This window comes from Burkholderia cepacia complex sp. TUM26381 (assembly GCF_057439935.1).
The window spans coordinates 1743658-1759139 of sequence record NZ_CM172007.1 but is presented as its reverse complement, the minus strand read 5'-3'; the positions used below and the strand labels follow the sequence as shown (position 1 = coordinate 1759139).

At 67.8% G+C, this 15482-nt stretch carries 15 protein-coding genes; 12 read left to right on the top strand and 3 right to left on the bottom strand.

What is annotated here, in order from left to right; genetic code table 11:
* The first annotated feature begins 15 nt into the window (after positions 1-15).
* The 5 genes from ACWMMN_RS24615 (at position 16) to ACWMMN_RS24595 (ending at position 2948) form a co-directional block, all read left to right on the top strand.
* Positions 16-1218 (top strand): amino acid aminotransferase, encoded by a 1203-nt coding sequence (locus ACWMMN_RS24615; RefSeq protein ID WP_059240622.1) that lies wholly within the window; start codon positions 16-18, stop codon positions 1216-1218.
* Positions 1219-1386: 168 nt separating this feature from the next.
* On the top strand, positions 1387-1785 hold the full coding sequence (locus ACWMMN_RS24610) for a DUF488 domain-containing protein (RefSeq protein WP_059240621.1): 399 nt from the start codon (positions 1387-1389) through the stop codon (positions 1783-1785).
* 111 nt (positions 1786-1896) lie between these two features.
* Entirely contained in the window at positions 1897-2187 is a 291-nt protein-coding gene (locus ACWMMN_RS24605) for a DUF1488 family protein (protein WP_059240620.1), read from the top strand.
* Positions 2188-2203: 16 nt separating this feature from the next.
* Positions 2204-2443, top strand: a complete 240-nt coding sequence (locus ACWMMN_RS24600) for a hypothetical protein (RefSeq protein ID WP_059240619.1) — start codon at positions 2204-2206, stop codon at positions 2441-2443.
* Positions 2444-2597: 154 nt separating this feature from the next.
* On the top strand, positions 2598-2948 hold the full coding sequence (locus tag ACWMMN_RS24595) for a metal ABC transporter ATPase (RefSeq protein ID WP_256086414.1): 351 nt from the start codon (positions 2598-2600) through the stop codon (positions 2946-2948).
* 27 nt (positions 2949-2975) lie between these two features.
* Here the strand turns inward: ACWMMN_RS24595 and ACWMMN_RS24590 are convergent, their stop codons facing one another.
* The 3 genes from ACWMMN_RS24590 to lhpI form a co-directional block, all read right to left on the bottom strand.
* On the bottom strand, positions 2976-3755 hold the full coding sequence (locus tag ACWMMN_RS24590; RefSeq protein WP_059240617.1) for a helix-turn-helix domain-containing protein: 780 nt from the start codon (positions 3753-3755) through the stop codon (positions 2976-2978).
* A gap of 16 nt (positions 3756-3771) precedes the next feature.
* Entirely contained in the window at positions 3772-4176 is a 405-nt protein-coding gene (locus ACWMMN_RS24585) for a response regulator transcription factor (RefSeq protein WP_059240616.1), read from the bottom strand.
* A 169-nt stretch (positions 4177-4345) separates the two neighbouring features.
* The gene (lhpI, locus tag ACWMMN_RS24580; RefSeq protein ID WP_342704783.1) at positions 4346-5281 is read right to left on the bottom strand and encodes a bifunctional Delta(1)-pyrroline-2-carboxylate/Delta(1)-piperideine-2-carboxylate reductase; all 936 of its coding nucleotides are present in this window, start codon (positions 5279-5281) and stop codon (positions 4346-4348) included.
* 263 nt (positions 5282-5544) lie between these two features.
* Between lhpI and ACWMMN_RS24575 the strand changes: the two genes are divergently transcribed.
* The 7 genes from ACWMMN_RS24575 to ACWMMN_RS24545 all read left to right on the top strand — a co-directional run bounded on the left by ACWMMN_RS24575 (position 5545) and on the right by ACWMMN_RS24545 (position 15461).
* The gene (locus ACWMMN_RS24575) at positions 5545-6282 is read left to right on the top strand and encodes a FadR/GntR family transcriptional regulator (RefSeq protein ID WP_059240614.1); all 738 of its coding nucleotides are present in this window, start codon (positions 5545-5547) and stop codon (positions 6280-6282) included.
* A gap of 127 nt (positions 6283-6409) precedes the next feature.
* Positions 6410-7531, top strand: coding sequence for a branched-chain amino acid ABC transporter substrate-binding protein (locus ACWMMN_RS24570; protein ID WP_059240613.1), 1122 nt, complete (start codon positions 6410-6412; stop codon positions 7529-7531).
* A gap of 69 nt (positions 7532-7600) precedes the next feature.
* Entirely contained in the window at positions 7601-8608 is a 1008-nt protein-coding gene (gene lhpH, locus ACWMMN_RS24565) for a trans-3-hydroxy-L-proline dehydratase (protein WP_059240612.1), read from the top strand.
* A 174-nt stretch (positions 8609-8782) separates the two neighbouring features.
* Positions 8783-11359: a penicillin-binding protein 1A gene (locus tag ACWMMN_RS24560; protein ID WP_486423240.1), complete on the top strand. Its 2577-nt coding sequence runs from the start codon at positions 8783-8785 to the stop codon at positions 11357-11359.
* 79 nt (positions 11360-11438) lie between these two features.
* Complete coding sequence (locus ACWMMN_RS24555) at positions 11439-12308, top strand: PilZ domain-containing protein (protein WP_256086410.1); 870 nt, start codon at positions 11439-11441, stop codon at positions 12306-12308.
* Between the two features lie 224 nt (positions 12309-12532).
* Entirely contained in the window at positions 12533-12862 is a 330-nt protein-coding gene (locus tag ACWMMN_RS24550; protein WP_034191417.1) for a DUF4148 domain-containing protein, read from the top strand.
* Between the two features lie 190 nt (positions 12863-13052).
* Positions 13053-15461, top strand: a complete 2409-nt coding sequence (locus tag ACWMMN_RS24545; RefSeq protein ID WP_425394785.1) for an RICIN domain-containing protein — start codon at positions 13053-13055, stop codon at positions 15459-15461.
* Positions 15462-15482: the final 21 nt, after the last annotated feature.

Sequence of the window (15482 nt, the reverse complement as noted above, 5' to 3'; positions counted from 1 at the left end):
GAGACCGACATAGCCATGTTCGAACACATCGACGCATACCCGGGCGATCCGATCCTGACGCTGAACGAGAACTTCCAGAAAGATCCGCGAGACCAGAAGGTCAACCTGAGCATCGGGATCTATTTCGACGCCGAAGGCCGGATTCCGGTGATGGGCGCCGTGCGCGAAGCCGAAACCGCGCTGCAGCGCGAGAGCGGCCCGAAGCCGTACCTGCCGATGGTCGGCCTGGCCGCGTATCGCGACGCCGTGCAATCGCTCGTGTTCGGCGCGGATCACCCGGCCCGTGCGGCCGGCCGCATCGCGACGCTGCAGACGCTCGGCGGCTCGGGCGCGCTGAAGGTCGGCGCCGACTTCCTGAAGCGCTACTTCCCGGATGCGCAGGTGTGGCTGAGCGATCCGAGCTGGGAAAACCACCGCTTCATCTTCGAGCGCGCCGGCTTCACGGTGAACACGTATCCGTACTACGACGAAGCGACGGGCGGCCTGAAGTTCGACGCGATGCTCGCGGCGATCGACGCGCTGCCGGCGCGCAGCATCGTGCTGCTGCATGCGTGCTGCCACAACCCGACCGGCGTCGACCTCGACGAAGGCCAGTGGCAGAAGCTGATCGACGTGATCGAGGCGCGCGGGCTGCTGCCGTTCGTCGACATGGCGTACCAGGGCTTCGGCGCAGGCCTCGACGCGGACGCGTTCGCGGTGCGCGAACTGGCCCGCCGCGGCGTGCCGACGCTCGTCGCGAACTCGTTCTCGAAGAACTTCTCGCTGTACGGCGAGCGCGTGGGCGGCCTGAGCGTTGTCTGCGAGGATGCGGCCGCGGCCGAGCGCGTGCTCGGCCAGCTGGCCGGCGCCGTGCGCTCGAACTACAGCAACCCGCAAACCTACGGCGCGAAGGTCGTGGCGGCCGTGCTCGGCACGCCGGCGCTGCGCAAGCAGTGGGAAGAGGAGCTGTCGGCGATGTGCCGCCGCATCGCGCGGATGCGCCAGTCGATCCACGACGGCCTGCGCGACCACGTCACCGGCGAAGCGCTCACGCGCTACGTGAAGCAGCGCGGGATGTTCACGTACACGGGCCTGACCGAATCGCAGGTCGACGCGCTGCGCGAAGTGCACGGCGTGTACATCCTGCGTTCGGGCCGGATGTGCGTGGCGGGCCTGAACGACTCGAACGTCGGTATCGTCGCGGACGCGATCGGCAAGGTGCTGAAGAGCGGCGTCTGAGCGCGGCGCGCCCCGGCGCGCAACGAATGACGCTGGATGAACCGGCTGTTTCCCGTCACGGGAACAGCCGGTTTGTCATTGCGCGCCGGCAACGTGCGCCGGCCGACGGACGCGATGGCGCTTGCGGCGGTACGATCGCGGCATCGGACGCAACACACAAGGAGCGACATGGGCATCCGGATCATCCAGCTCGGCACGCCGCGCGCGGCCGGCGAGGGCCTGCGGATCGGCACGGTGCGGCGGCCGCCGCGTGGCGTACCGAAGGCGGAATTCGCGTCGCGCAACTACTATGATGTATGGTTGCCGACGCTGTCGCCGAGTGCCGAACTCGTTGCCCAGGCACAGGCCGCCGAAACCGACGCCGAATGGCATGCGTTCAAGCGCCATTTCCGCGCGGAGATGGCGCATGGCGATCCGGCGAAGGTGCTGGACCTCCTGGCGGCGCTGTCCGCCACCACGGCGTTCTCGATCGGTTGCTACTGCGACGACGAGCGCCATTGCCACCGCAGCGTGCTGCGCGAACTGCTCGCGGAGCGCGGCGCGGCGATCGAGCCCGACGCAGGCTGAAACCGCGTCGTCCTGCTGCACCAGGATCGTGCGGTGCAGCGACCCGGTTGACGTGGGTCAAGCGCGCGGCCGCGCGCGCCACTATGCTCTCGTCATGGAGCCATCACGACGATGACAGACCGACAGATGCACATTGTTTTTCCGCCCGAGCCGCCGGAGTATTGCGCGCGCGACCTGGTCGTCGCGTTTTCGGCGCTGGTCGACGGGCGTTGCGTACAGTGCGCGGTCACGGCCGAGGCACTGGAAGATCATTTCGGCGCGCGGTCGCTGCTCGAGCGCGACCTGCTGGCCGCATTCGACGGGCACCGGCGGGCGATCGAGGCGATGGCGCGACGGATGCTCGAGGAAATCGGCGGCCGGCCGGTGCTGCTGCACAGCGGTCACTTCCGGCTCGAAGACTGATACCGCAGGAGGGCGCATGACACTGCAGGGCAACATTCACGAACGCGACTGGTCGGTCGAAGTCGAGACGCGCCCGTGCGAATCGGGCGAGTTCCGCTGCCGCGTGTCGGTCGAGCACGGCGTCGGCGCCGCGCGGTTTCATCACACGTTCGAGCATAGTCACGCGTATCCGACCGAGCGCGAGGCCATGATCGAAGGACTGCGGGCCGGCATGACCTGGATCGAGATGAAGACGTCGCAGGTTTTCAACGTATGAACGGTCCCGCGCCGGCGACGGCGCGGGCGGAGTGTCGGCCGGGCCGTGATCGAAGAATCGCGCCGCGCCACGGGAAACGCGTGCCGCCGCATCGTGATGCGCGCGGCGCATGCAAGGCGGTCGACGAGCGGGCGGCCCCGTCAGGAGACACGACATGGGCGTGGGCATGCAGATCGCCTGCCTTGGATTCACGGGGTCCGCTGCAATCGAAGCCGAAGCCGGCGCACAGCTGGTGCGGCTCGAACGGTTTCGCGCGCTGATCGGCGGCTGCCATCTCGCGATCGAATCGCGCGCGGCGGCCGATGGCGCCCGCCTGTATCACGCGCGGCTCGATCTGGTGATGCGCGACACGGCGCTCAGGCCGCTGCCGCCGTGCGTCGGCGCCGACGTGGACGACGCGCTGCGGCGTGCATTCGCACAGGCCGAACAGGCGCTGATCGCGTGGCAGGCAGGCGGAGCTAGGGTGGCGCTGCGCGACGCCGCGACGGGCGACGCGGCGCGATGACGCCGCGCGGGCGTCCGGCGCGGTGCGTCAGACCCGCGCGAGCGCTTGTGCGTCGATGATGCGCACGCGCTTGCCGCGCGTTTCGACCAGCGCTTCGCGATGGAACCGCGAGAACATCCGGCTGACGGTTTCGAGCTTCATCCCGAGATAGCAGCCGATTTCCTCGCGCGTCATCCGCAGGTTGAATTCGGTTGCCGAATAGCCGCGCGCCTCGAACCGCGACGACAGGTTCAGCAGGAAATGCGCGACGCGCTGTTCGGCCGACATCGTGCCGAGCAGCAGCATCTGGCTCGATTCGCGGACAATTTCACTGCTCAGCATCTGGTAGAGGAAGTGCTGCATCGGCTTCATCTCGCGGCACGCCGCTTCGAGCGCGCCGAACGGGATGATGCACACGACGCTGTCCTCCAGCGCGATGGCGTCGCAGCAGTGCTGGCCGCCGCCGATGCCGTCCATGCCGAGCGTTTCGCCGGCGATCTGGAAGCCCGTCACGTGCTCGCGCCCGTCGCGATGCATCATCACCGTCTTGAACGAACCCGCGCGCACCGCGTAGATGCTCTGGAACGGATCGTCGGTACGGAACAGCGCGTCGCCCTGGCGAACCTGCCGGGTCGTGCAGATGATCGCGTCGAGGCGGCCGTATTCGGCGGCCGTCAGGTGCGGCGGCAGGCACATCGAGCGCATCGCGCAGACCGAGCAGCGCGCGGCCGGATGTTTGGCGGCGTCGGCGCGCGCGACCGTGCGCAGCGGAATCGTTGGCCGGGGTACGACGGACACGTCGGCGGCGAAGGCGGTGGCGGTGGACATGAGTCGCTCCGGCTCGTCAGGGGTGGCGCACGCGTGCGTGCACCAGGGATTCGATCACACGGCATGCGGCGTCGAATTCGACCGTCTTGTCGAAGAAGTAGTCGGCTCCGGCCGCGGCGCATGCCTCTCTGAATGCCAGCGCCGAGTGGTTCGTCAGCACGATCGTGACGATGCGCGGCGCGGCTTTCGACAGCATCCCGATCAGGTCGAGACCACTGCCGTCCGCAAGCCGCAGGTCGACGATCACCACGTCCGCATGACTGCTGCGGATATGCGTCCACGCGTCCTGGCCGTCTTCCGCTTCGCCCACGACGGCGACGCCGCGAATCGCGCCGACGAGCAGCGCGATTCGCTGCCGGACGGCGACGGCGTGATCGACGAGGAACACCCTGAGCGCGGCGGGTGACAGGCTGGCATTCATGCCGGCAGTATCGTGTTGCGCCGCCGAAAATGAAATCGGCCGAATTGGAAGTTCGTGTAGGCCGCTTCGACGCGTTGTAGGGCGTTTCCTACAACGCGTACGGGAATCCGCCGGAGCGGCTTCGATGTTGCGATGCCGCATGCGTGGCTGAAGGAGGGGCGGTGCCCGGTCAGCCGGCCCCGCGCGCGGCGAGCGCATCGCGCGCCGTGCGGCACGCGGCCAGGTCCCACGCGGCACAGCCGACGCTCTTGAACAGCAGTGGCCCGCCGAGTGCGAAGGTGCCGTTCAGCACGTCGGCGAGCGACGCGACCTGCTGCCAGTCGATCTGCGCGACGATCAGGTCGCCGGCTTCGTGGCGCGCGCCGGCGGGATCGTCGACGACGAGCCGGCTGCCACGCACCGTGCTCGCGTCGATCTCGGCGGCATCCGCGGTGAACGCGCCGACGCCCACCACAAGCCGGCCTTCGCGCGCGGCTTCGCGGTAGACGGGCGTGCGGCTCGTCGTCAGCGTGACGACCACGTCGATCGTGTCGGGAATCGACTCGCTGCCGAGCGGCGCGAGTCGCGGCGCCTGCGCGCGATGCGCCGCGCAGAAGGCGGCCTCGCTGTCGGCGCCCGTGCCGCGTACGTGGACGCGCGCTTCCGGAAAGATCGCCGCGAGCGCTTCCGCATGATTGGCGGCCTGCTTGCCGGTGCCGATCAGCAGGATGTCGCGCGGCGCGGCGCCATGCAGCGCCTGGACGCCGAGCGCGGTGATGGCGGCCGTGCGGCGGCCGGTGACCGTCGGGCCGTCGAGCGCGAAGCGCATCTCGCCCGTGGTCGCGTCGTACGCGGTCACCTGGCCGAGGATCGTCGGCAGCCCGCGTGTGCCGTTGCCGGGGCACACGTTCACGAGCTTGTGGCTCGCCAGGTCGCGCGCGCTCGACGGCATCGACAGCATGACGCCGCCGCCCTGCAGGGGGACGACCATGCGCTCGGGGCTGACGATCTCGCCTGCCGCATACTCGGCGACGACTTGCCTGAGCGTGGCGAGCAGCGCCGGGTAGTCGAGCAGCGCGGCCGTGTCGGCCGCATCGAAAACGGGAATCGGGGAAAGGGCGGTCATCGTGTACGTCGCATGCGTCGGTGAGCGTGAAGGGCGGACGCGTGCCGCGCCCGCCACAGGGCTGCCGGATACCGTGACACAGGGCAGTGTGGATCGAATCTATACCACTTTCTGGCGCACCTGCAACCCAGAAAATAAAACGTCTTGCCGGTTTTGGTTCTAATATCTGTCCAGAAGGGCTGCGATGGCACGATACCGGCGCCGCTCCGGTATAGTGCGAACCCATTCCAGATCCACGCCCGTGACCGGGCAGGAGCCAAACGATGATGTCCGCGCGTCCCGAATCACTCGAAGGCGGTTTCCGGCCGCTGCAGATCTACGAGCAGGTGGCCGAGAAGATCCGCGACGAAATCCGCGCCGGGCGCTACGCGGCGGAGTCGCGGCTGCCGTCCGAGCGCGAACTCGCGGGACTGTTCCAGGTCGGCCGGCCGGCCGTGCGCGAGGCGCTGGGCGCACTGCAGAACGAAGGGCTCGTGTTCACGAAGCGCAATTCGGGCACCTATGTCGTCGCGTCGCCGCTCGACGTGCTCGCACAGCGTGGCGACATGCGCGCGGCGTCGGAGGCCGACTTCAGCCCGACGTCGACGCTCGACGTGCGGCTGATCCTGGAGCCTGCGATCGCGCGCCTCGCCGCGGCCCATGGCCGCGCCGATCCCGGCGCCGAGCGCTATCTCGCGCAGATGGAAACCATCACCGACGTCGACGATCCGCACCAGCGCGCGCTCTGGAACGAGAGCGACCGGCTGTTCCACCGGCAGCTCGCGCTGATGACGGGCGATGCGCTGATGGTGAAGATCGCGGACGAAGTCGCGAAGACGATGGACCAGCCGCTGTGGAAACGCCTGAAGGACGACGGCATCTACGATGCGGGCCGGATCCGGCTCTACGTGTCCGAGCACCGGCTGATCTACGAGGCGATCGTGTCGGGCGACGCCGATGCGGCCGCGTTCTACGTCCAGCAGCACATCCTTCGCGTGCGGCGGGACATCGCGCCGAAGTAAGACGAATCCACACCAATTCGCTTTGGTCTTAAATATGACCAAAATGCCAGAAATTATTTTGAAATTGCTTGCGATGTGACCACGCGTGTCCTACATTGGTTTCACTCAAAACCAATCAGGAGACATCATGCGACACCTCGTTACCGCGCTCTCGGTGGCTGTTGCCGCCGGCGCGCTGACTTCCGCGCACGCGCAGGAAGTCGTGATGATCGGCCATTCGGCGCCGCTGACGGGCCCGCAGGCCGCGAACGGCAAGGACAATGAAAACGGCGCGCGGCTCGCCGTCGACGAACTCAACAAGGCCGGCATCAAGGTTGCCGGCAAGGCCGTCACGTTCAAACTGGTTTCCGAAGACGACCAGGCCGACCCGAAGGCCGGCGTGCAGGTCGCGCAGAACCTCGTCGACAAGGGGGTCGTCGCGGTGCTCGGACCTTACAACTCCGGCGTTGCGATTCCCGCGTCGCGTGTGTATTCGACGGCCGGTGTGCCGATCCTGCCGGTCGCGTCGAACCCGGCGCTGACCAAGCAGGGCTTCAAGAACATCTTCCGGATCGGCGCGAGCGACGAACAGCTCGGCGGCACGATGGCCACGTTTGCGGCCAAGACGCTGCATGCGAAGACGGCCGCCGTGATCGACGATCGCACCGCATACGGGCAGGGCGTCGCCGAACAATTCATGAACGTCGCGAAGGCCAACGGAATCAAGATCGTCGACCAGGAATACACGAACTCGTCGGCGACGGATTTTCTCGGCATTCTCACCAAGATCAAGGCCAGCAACCCCGACGTGATCTTCCTCGGCGGCTACGCGGCGCAGGGCGCGCCGATGGCCAAGCAGATGAAGCAGCGCGGGCTGCGCGCGAAGCTGCTCGGCGGCGACGGCATCTGTTCGGCGGACATGGGCAAGGTCGCGGGCGACGCGGCCTCGATCGTCTACTGCGCGCAGGGTGGCGTCGCGCTCGAGAAGACGGCGGCCGGCCGCGAATTCCTGAAGAAGTACCACGACGCGTATCACACCGATACGCAGGTCTATGGCGTCAACTACTACGACGGGATGAAGTTGCTCGCCGACGCGATGGTCAAGGCCGGCACGACCACCGACAAGGCGAAGTTGACCGCGCAGCTCGCGAAGTCGAACTATGCCGGCGTCGCGGGCACCTATTCGTTCGACGCGAACGGCGACCTGAAGGGCGCGCCGACCACCGTCTACGTGATCCGCAACGGCCTGCCGGAGCCGTACGCGAAGTAACTTCGCCACCGGCCTGTCACCGGACGGCGGCCGGCCCGCCGTCCTTCGTTTCAACGCATCCGATTCGACATGAAAATTTCCCGATCCCTTTCCACCGTCGAAGTCCATACGGGCGGCGAAGCGTTCCGTATCGTCACGAGCGGGTTGCCGCGCTTGGTCGGCGACACGATCGTCCAGCGCCGCGCGTGGCTCAAGGAGAACGCCGACGAGATCCGCCGCGCGCTGATGTTCGAACCGCGTGGCCACGCCGACATGTACGGCGGCTACCTGACCGAGCCGGTGTCGCCGAATGCCGATTTCGGCGTGATCTTCGTGCACAACGAAGGCTACAGCGACCATTGCGGACACGGCGTGATCGCGCTGTCGACCGCCGCGGTCGAACTCGGCTGGGTGCAGCGCACGGTGCCGGAAACGCGGGTCGGCATCGACGCGCCGTGCGGTTTCATCGAGGCCTTCGTCAAATGGGATGGCGAGCACGCGGGCCCGGTGCGCTTCGTCAACGTGCCGTCGTTCATCTGGCAGCGCGACGTGTCGGTCGAGACGCCGTCGTTCGGCACCGTGACGGGCGACATCGCGTATGGCGGCGCGTTCTATTTCTATGCCGACGGCGCGCCGTTCGACCTGCCGGTGCGCGAATCGGCCGTCGAAAGGCTGATCCGCTTCGGCGCGGAAGTGAAGGCCGCCGCGAATGCGAAGTATCCGGTCGTCCATCCGGAGATCCCGGAAATCAACCATATCTACGGCACGATCATCGCGAACGCGCCGCGCCACCCGGGCTCGACGCAGGCAAACTGCTGCGTGTTCGCGGATCGCGAGGTCGACCGCTCGCCGACGGGCTCCGGCACCGGCGGCCGCGTCGCGCAGCTGTACCAGCGCGGGCTGCTCGCGGCGGGCGACACGCTCGTCAACGAGTCGATCGTCGGCACGGTCTTCAAGGGGCGCGTGCTGCGCGAAACGACGGTCGGCGACATCCCGGCCGTGATTCCGGAAGTGGAGGGCAGCGCGCACATCTGCGGGTTCGCGAACTGGATCGTCGACGAGCGCGATCCGCTCACGTACGGATTCCTCGTGCGCTGAGCAGCGGCGCCGATCGGCCGCCGTCGCGCGGTTTCCCGGTTGTTGTACCAGGTTTGGCGCGTCGTTCCCGTTGCGGGGCACGCGCCTTTTTTGCGTGTGCGGGGCCACGCACCCGCGCGAGTCTCGGCCGGCACAACGCCGCAGCGGGCCGGCGGGGCGTGCGAGTTTGGTACGATGCACCCTTTTCAGCCGAGCTCCACCCGCGTGAATCGCCGAAACGTGTCGTCAGTGCGTGACTTTTGTGCCAGATGGGCCGCGCGCGCCCAACCCGTCGCGGCTGCCGCCGTCGCGCGGGTCAAGCCTCTCGCCGCCACCGCGTGGCATCATGTCCGCCACCCGACGCGCCGCGGCGTGCTGCTCACGGCCGCCGCCGTGCCGACGCTGTTCGTCGTGTACGTGGTCGTGCTGATCCCGTTCACGCCGGGCATCGGCGACATCCGCAAGGCGCGCGTCGACCAGCCCGCGCAGGTGCTGTCCGCCGACGGCAAGCTGCTGGCCGAATTCAAGCCGTCGAACCGCGAGTGGGTGCCGCTCAAGCAGATCTCGCCGCACATGGTCGACGCGCTGATCGCGACCGAGGATCACCGCTTCTACGAACACCACGGCCTCGACTGGAAGCGCACGGCGTCGGCCGCGCTCCACACGTTCTCCGGCAGCCGCCAGGGCGGCTCGACGATCACGCAGCAGCTCGCGCGCAACCTGTATCCGGACGAGATCGGCCGCGCGCCGACGCTCACGCGCAAGGTGAAGGAAGCGATCACCGCGCTGAAGATCGAAGCGGTCTACAGCAAGGACCAGATCCTCGAGACCTACCTGAACACGGTGCCGTTCCTGTACAACGCGTACGGCGTCGAGATGGCCGCACGGACCTATTTCGACAAGTCGGCCGATGAGCTCGACGTGCTCGACAGCGCGACGCTCGTCGGGATGCTGAAGGGCAACAGCTACTACAACCCGGTGCTGAACCCCGAGCGCGCGCTGCAGCGGCGCAACACGGTGCTCGGCCAGATGGTGAAGTACGGCAAGCTGTCGCCCGCGCAGTTCGCGCAACTGCAGCGCCGGCCGCTGCGCATCGACTTCGAGCGCCAGAAGGAGCCGCCGGGGCCGGCGCCGCATTTCGCGCAGCAATTGCGCAAATGGCTGATCGCGTGGGCCGACCGTAACGACTACAACATCTACTCGGACGGGCTGATCGTGCGCACGACGATCGACTCGCGGCTGCAGCAGATGGCGACGCAGGCGCTCATGCTGCAGGGCAATCAGCTGCAGGGCATCGCGAACAACGCGTGGAGCGGCCGCGACGGCTGCGGCACCGACAACGAGGTGTTCCGCACCTTCATGCGCGAGTCGCCCGAGTACAAGGCCGCGCAGGATGCCGGCAAGGACGATGCGGCCGCGATGAAGCTGCTCGCGGCCGACCGCGGCTTCATGCGCGCGCTGTGCAAGGCGAAGACCGACGTGCAGGCCGGCTTCCTCGCGATCGATCCGCGTGACGGGCAAATCCGTGCATGGGTCGGCAGCCGCGATTTCACCAGCGAGCCGTTCGACCACGTCGCGCAGGCGCGGCGCCAGCCGGGCTCGACGTTCAAGCCGTTCGTCTATGGCGTCGCGTTCGCGAGCGGGATGAAGCCGGACGACACGTTCATCGACCAGCCGGTCGAGATTCCGCTGAAGGGCGGCGAGATCTGGCGGCCGAACGACGACGTGCCGCCGACCGGCAAGCCGATGACGCTGCGCGACGCGGTCGCGCTGTCGCGCAACCGGATCACCGCGCAGGTGATGGAAAAGGTCGGGCCTGGCGCCGTCGCACGGCTCGCTCGCGACATGGGCGTGCGCGAAAGCCCGCTCGAACGCGTGCCGTCGCTGGCGCTGGGCACGAGCCCGGTCACGCTGAAGGAAATGGTCGCGTCGTACGCGACGATCGCGAACGGCGGGCTGTACGTCGAGCCGCAGATGGTGACGCGCATCGAGAACCGCCAGGGCGAAGTACTCGCCGAGTACGCGCCGGCGCCGCCCGAGCGCGCGCTCGATGCCGAAACCGACAAGACGCTGCTGAGCGTGATGCGCGATGTCGTGACGCGCGGCACGGGCGGCAGCATCCGCACGCGTTTCGGGATCCGCGGCGACGTGGCCGGCAAGACGGGCACGACGCAGGACAACGCGGACGGCTGGTTCATCCTGATGCAGCCGGGCCTCGTCGCCGGCGCGTGGGTCGGCTTCGACGACGGCCGCGTGACGCTGCGCAGCGATTACTGGGGGCAGGGCGCGCACAGCGCGCTGCCGATCGTCGGCGATTTCTTCCAGCGCGCGCAGCGCGCCCGGATCGTCGACACGAAGGCGAAATTCGATACCGAGCCGTCGCCCGGCTGGTTCGCGTCGCTGCGCGAGCGCGTGACCGACCTGTTCGACACATGGTTCCCGCCCGAGCAGAAGAAGGCGCCTGCGCCGGTCAGGACGCAGCGTATCGAGCGGCCGGCCGAGGCCGACGAAGGCTCGGCAGCGGCGGCTTCGGCCGCGTCGGCGCCCGAAGCCGTGTCCGGCGGCATGGTCGAGGAATGGGTGCCGGCGTCCGAAGTCGCCGCATCGGCCGCGGCCTTGTCGGCCGGCGCATCGCAACTGCAGCCCGCGCAGCCGCCGACGAGCGCCAGCGTGACGAGCGGGAGCAGCGCGGGCGCCGGTGCCGCGCCTTCCGCCTCACCGGTCCCGCCCCCCGCGCCGTCCGCTCCCGACGCGAGCGGCGCTTCGCAGTAACGAAGCCGTTCAGATTCTGCGCGATGCTGCCGTAATCAAGTTGTCACGACAGCTCGCGCGGTCGCTCCGCGCCTTTCCGATGCGGCTTCCCACCGACTACGTCGCGCTCGCGCGCGACGATCTCTCCGCCGGCATCCCGCTCGGCTTCGATCTCTACGATGCCGACGGCGCTGCGCTGATGCCGGCCGGCACGACACTGAGCGATGCCGCGCAGCACGCTTTCCTGTTCGACCATTTCCGCCCCGTACGCCGGCGCGAGGATGCCGACACCGATCCGCCCGGCGCGGCCGCGCCGGCCACGCGCATGGGCCTGTCGGTGGGCGCCGCGATCGGCATCCGCCGCCGGGTCGGCACGACCCGCGCATTGCAGCGCTGCCGGCTGATCGGCGTCGCTGCGTCGGGCGCGCTGTTCGTCGAACCGCAGCCGGCGGCCGTGCTCGAATTCACGCGCGGCGACGACGTCGAAGCGGTGGCGATCGGCCGTGCCGCGGTGTCCCGTTTCGGCGCAACCGTCGAGTTCGTGCAGGCGTCGGGCGGCGTGCCGTTCATGACCCTGTCGCCCCCCGGGTTCGTCGACCGGTTGCGTACGCGCGCGGAGCCGCGCGTGCCGGTGCGGATCGCGGCCTGCTGCAGCGGCGAAACGGCGGGAGCGGAACGCATCGGGATGGTGCATGACATCAGCCTGAGCGGGCTGTCGATTGCCGTCGACCGGCCGATCGCGGCAACCGGCGAGCCGTTGCGCGTGCTGCTGCCGTTCGAAGCGGACGGACGCGTCGAGCTGCTGGCGCTCGACGGCACGGTGCGGGCCGTCCATGCCGACCCGGCGCTGCCGGCGCTGACGCTGCATCACGCGGCGTTCGGCGAAACCGCTGCCGATGACCGGATCCGCCTCAAGGCATTGCTGTTCGACCGGCAGATGGCGCTGGCGGATACCGATTCCGTACGCTGACGGGCGGGCGGCGCGCGCCGGGTCACGCATTGCGGTATTCGGTGCGCGAACACCGATAATCATCTGATGAATCGGCTTATTCCCGCGAGATTGTACGGTTTCCGTCAACAGTGAATTTGCGATTTAAGTATTTACCCTGATAGCCGAGACTCCTAGACTTCTACTCATGCGCAACGACCCCGAGTCCGAAGCGCCTGACAAAACAATCCTGGAGGTAACGCATCATGAAATCGCTGATCAAGGCAGTTGCACTGGCCGCTCTGGTGGCCGCACCGGTCGTCTCGTTCGCTCAATCGAACCAGCAGCCGCTGACGCGCGCACAAGTGCGCGCCGAACTGGTCCAGCTTGAAAAGGCCGGTTACAACCCGAACGACTGGATGAACTATCCGGAAAACATCCAGGCCGCCCAGGCCAAGATCGCCGCCGCGCAGAACACCGGCGCGCAAGCCGACGCAACGGGTTACGGCGCGAATGCCGCCGCCACGTCGCAGTCCGGCCAGCGCGTGGTCGTGCCGGCCGCCGCCGATCGCTCGTCGGTGTACTTCGGCCACTAAGCAGATCGCTGCATCGCGGTCTTCGGAGTCGTAACCGGAGGCCGTATCGAAAAAGCCCGCACGCTGTCGCGTGCGGGCTTTTTTGCGCCGTCTTCATTGAGTGGCCCAGCGCACATCCCGATCCCTGGTTTCGACGTTTTAATACGGCCGGAAATTAATACCGAGCGACGGGGGGATCATGCGAGTGTCGGTGCTTGCCTGGAAACAGGCGTTCTTGTGGGCGTGTGCGTCGTTTTTCGTTGCGTGGTGGCCATCGAGCGCCGCGGCGGCGGTCACGGCTGCCTATTCGGACCTCGTGTCGGCAGACAGCGGCCAGTGCGTCGCGATCGCAGGCAACTCGGGCGCATCCGGCGCGGGCATCGTGCAGGTCTCGTGTGCGGGACAAGGCAACACGACGTGGTCGTTCGTGCCTGTCGGCGCCAACTATCACATCGTGTTGCAAGGCAGCGGTCTGTGCCTGAACGTACCGGGCGGCTCGCGCACCAGCGGCACGCCGCTGATCCAGTATCCGTGTCAGGGCGACAGCCTGACCAATGACCAATGGACCATCACGGCCGTCGGGGCAAGCTACCGGATCGTGTCGGTCTCGAGCGGCATGTGCGTGAACGTCAATGGCGGCTCGCGCGCATCTGGCGCGCAGTTGATCCAGTATCCGTGCCAGGGCGCCAGCGCGCTGAACGATCAGTTCAACCTGTATCTACCCGTCGCCGCGTTCTCCAACATCGCGTCCGCGGGCAGCGGCCGTTGCCTGACGATCAGCGGCAACTCGACCGGGGCGGGCGCGGCGATCGTGCAAGGCGCGTGCTCGACCCAGAGCAATGCAGGGTGGTCGTTGCTGCCGGCCGGCAGCGGCTACCACGTCGTGTCCCAGCGCACCGGGCAATGCCTGAACGTGGCGGGCGGAGCCGGCGGGAGCGGAACGCCGGTGATCCAGTATCCATGCCAGGGCGATGCTCAGACGAACGACCAGTGGACCGTCGCAGCCGCGTCGGGCTCGTACTACCGGCTCATGTCGGTGGCGAGCGGAATGTGCCTGAACGTGAGCGGCGGGGCGCTGTCGGACGGCGCCGCGCTGATCCAGTACCCGTGCCAGGGCGCGGGTGCGCTGAACGACCAGTTTACGCTTGGCTTGCCGCAAAGTTTCCCGGTCACGCTGCCGTCCGCGTGGAGTGCCGTCATTCCGTTGCCGGTCAATCCGATCGGGATTGCGAACGTGCCGAACGGCAAGCTCGTGATGTGGTCGGCGGACCAGACCCTCAGCTTCCAGAATGACGTCGGCAGCAAGGCTACGCAGACGCAGACCGCGCTGTTCGATCCGGCGACGAACCGGGCAACGCAGTTCCTGGAGACATCCGCGGGCTCGGACATGTTCTGCCCGGGCACCGCGATGCTGTCCGACGGCAGGTTGCTCGTCAACGGCGGCGACAGCAGCCCGAAGACGACGCTGTACGACTGGAACAGCAACACGTGGAGTGCGTCGGCGACGATGAACATTCCGCGCGGCTATCAGGGCGACACGCTGCTGTCGAATGGCTCGGTGCTGACGCTCGGCGGTTCGTGGAGCGGTGGCCAGGGCGGCAAGAGCGCGGAGATCTGGAACGGCGGCAGCTGGACGGTGTTGCCCGGCGTACCGGAAACCGGCATCGTTGGCCCTGATCCGCAAGGCATCTACCGGGGCGACAACCACCTGTGGCTGTTTGCGCAGGGCAACGGCAGCGTGTTCCACGCCGGCCCCAGTGCGCAGATGAACTGGATCTCGACCACCGGCAGCGGCGCAATCCAGTCCGCCGGCACGCGCGGGACCGACCCGTACAGCATCAACGGCACCGCGTCGTTGTACGACATCGGCAAGATCCTGAAGGCTGGCGGCGCGAAGTCGTACCAGCAGAACGGCAGCGCGTCGACTTATGCGTCGAACGCGGTCTACGAGATCGACATCACGCGCGGGCCGAACCAGCCGGTTGCGGTGCAACGGCTGAACGGGATGACCTACCAGCGCGCGTTCGCGAACAGCGTGATCCTGCCGGACGGCAGCATCGTGATGATCGGCGGCCAGAGCTTGCCGATGCCGTTCACCGACACCACGGCGATCATGGTTCCGGAGATCTGGAGTCCGAAGACCCGGCGCTTCAACCTGCTGAAGCCGATGCAGACGCCGCGCACCTATCACAGCACCGCGATTCTGCTGCCGGACGGCCGTGTGTTCGCCGGCGGCGGAGGGCAGTGCGGCAGCGGCTGCGCGACCAATCACCTGAACGCCGAAATCCTCACACCGCCCTACCTGCTCAATGCGGACGGCTCGCCGGCCGCGCGGCCCGCGATCGCGAGCGCGCCTGCGGCGGCGACTCGCGGCGCGTCGATCGATGTCGCGACGCGCGGCCCGGTCGCGTCGTTCGTGCTGATGCGCCTGTCGTCGGTGACGCATACGACGAACAACGATCAGCGCCGCATTCCGCTGTCGATCGCGGCAGTGACCGGAACGTCGTACCGGCTCGCGATCCCGTCGGACGCGGGCGTCGTGCTGCCCGGCTATTACATGCTGTTCGCGCTCGATGCGAACGGCGTGCCGAGCGTATCGACGTCGCTGCAGATCTCGTGACGCCTCCGTCGCGATTCGGGC

Coding starts and splice junctions, on each gene's coding strand:
- ACWMMN_RS24615 (WP_059240622.1), top strand. CDS start 16: ATGTTCGAACACATCGACGCATACCCGGGCGATCCGATCCTGACGCTG.
- ACWMMN_RS24610 (WP_059240621.1), top strand. CDS start 1,387: ATGGGCATCCGGATCATCCAGCTCGGCACGCCGCGCGCGGCCGGCGAG.
- ACWMMN_RS24605 (WP_059240620.1), top strand. CDS start 1,897: ATGACAGACCGACAGATGCACATTGTTTTTCCGCCCGAGCCGCCGGAG.
- ACWMMN_RS24600 (WP_059240619.1), top strand. CDS start 2,204: ATGACACTGCAGGGCAACATTCACGAACGCGACTGGTCGGTCGAAGTC.
- ACWMMN_RS24595 (WP_256086414.1), top strand. CDS start 2,598: ATGGGCGTGGGCATGCAGATCGCCTGCCTTGGATTCACGGGGTCCGCT.
- ACWMMN_RS24590 (WP_059240617.1), bottom strand. CDS start 3,755: ATGTCCACCGCCACCGCCTTCGCCGCCGACGTGTCCGTCGTACCCCGG.
- ACWMMN_RS24585 (WP_059240616.1), bottom strand. CDS start 4,176: ATGAATGCCAGCCTGTCACCCGCCGCGCTCAGGGTGTTCCTCGTCGAT.
- lhpI (WP_342704783.1), bottom strand. CDS start 5,281: ATGACCGCCCTTTCCCCGATTCCCGTTTTCGATGCGGCCGACACGGCC.
- ACWMMN_RS24575 (WP_059240614.1), top strand. CDS start 5,545: ATGATGTCCGCGCGTCCCGAATCACTCGAAGGCGGTTTCCGGCCGCTG.
- ACWMMN_RS24570 (WP_059240613.1), top strand. CDS start 6,410: ATGCGACACCTCGTTACCGCGCTCTCGGTGGCTGTTGCCGCCGGCGCG.
- lhpH (WP_059240612.1), top strand. CDS start 7,601: ATGAAAATTTCCCGATCCCTTTCCACCGTCGAAGTCCATACGGGCGGC.
- ACWMMN_RS24560 (WP_486423240.1), top strand. CDS start 8,783: ATGCACCCTTTTCAGCCGAGCTCCACCCGCGTGAATCGCCGAAACGTG.
- ACWMMN_RS24555 (WP_256086410.1), top strand. CDS start 11,439: ATGCGGCTTCCCACCGACTACGTCGCGCTCGCGCGCGACGATCTCTCC.
- ACWMMN_RS24550 (WP_034191417.1), top strand. CDS start 12,533: ATGAAATCGCTGATCAAGGCAGTTGCACTGGCCGCTCTGGTGGCCGCA.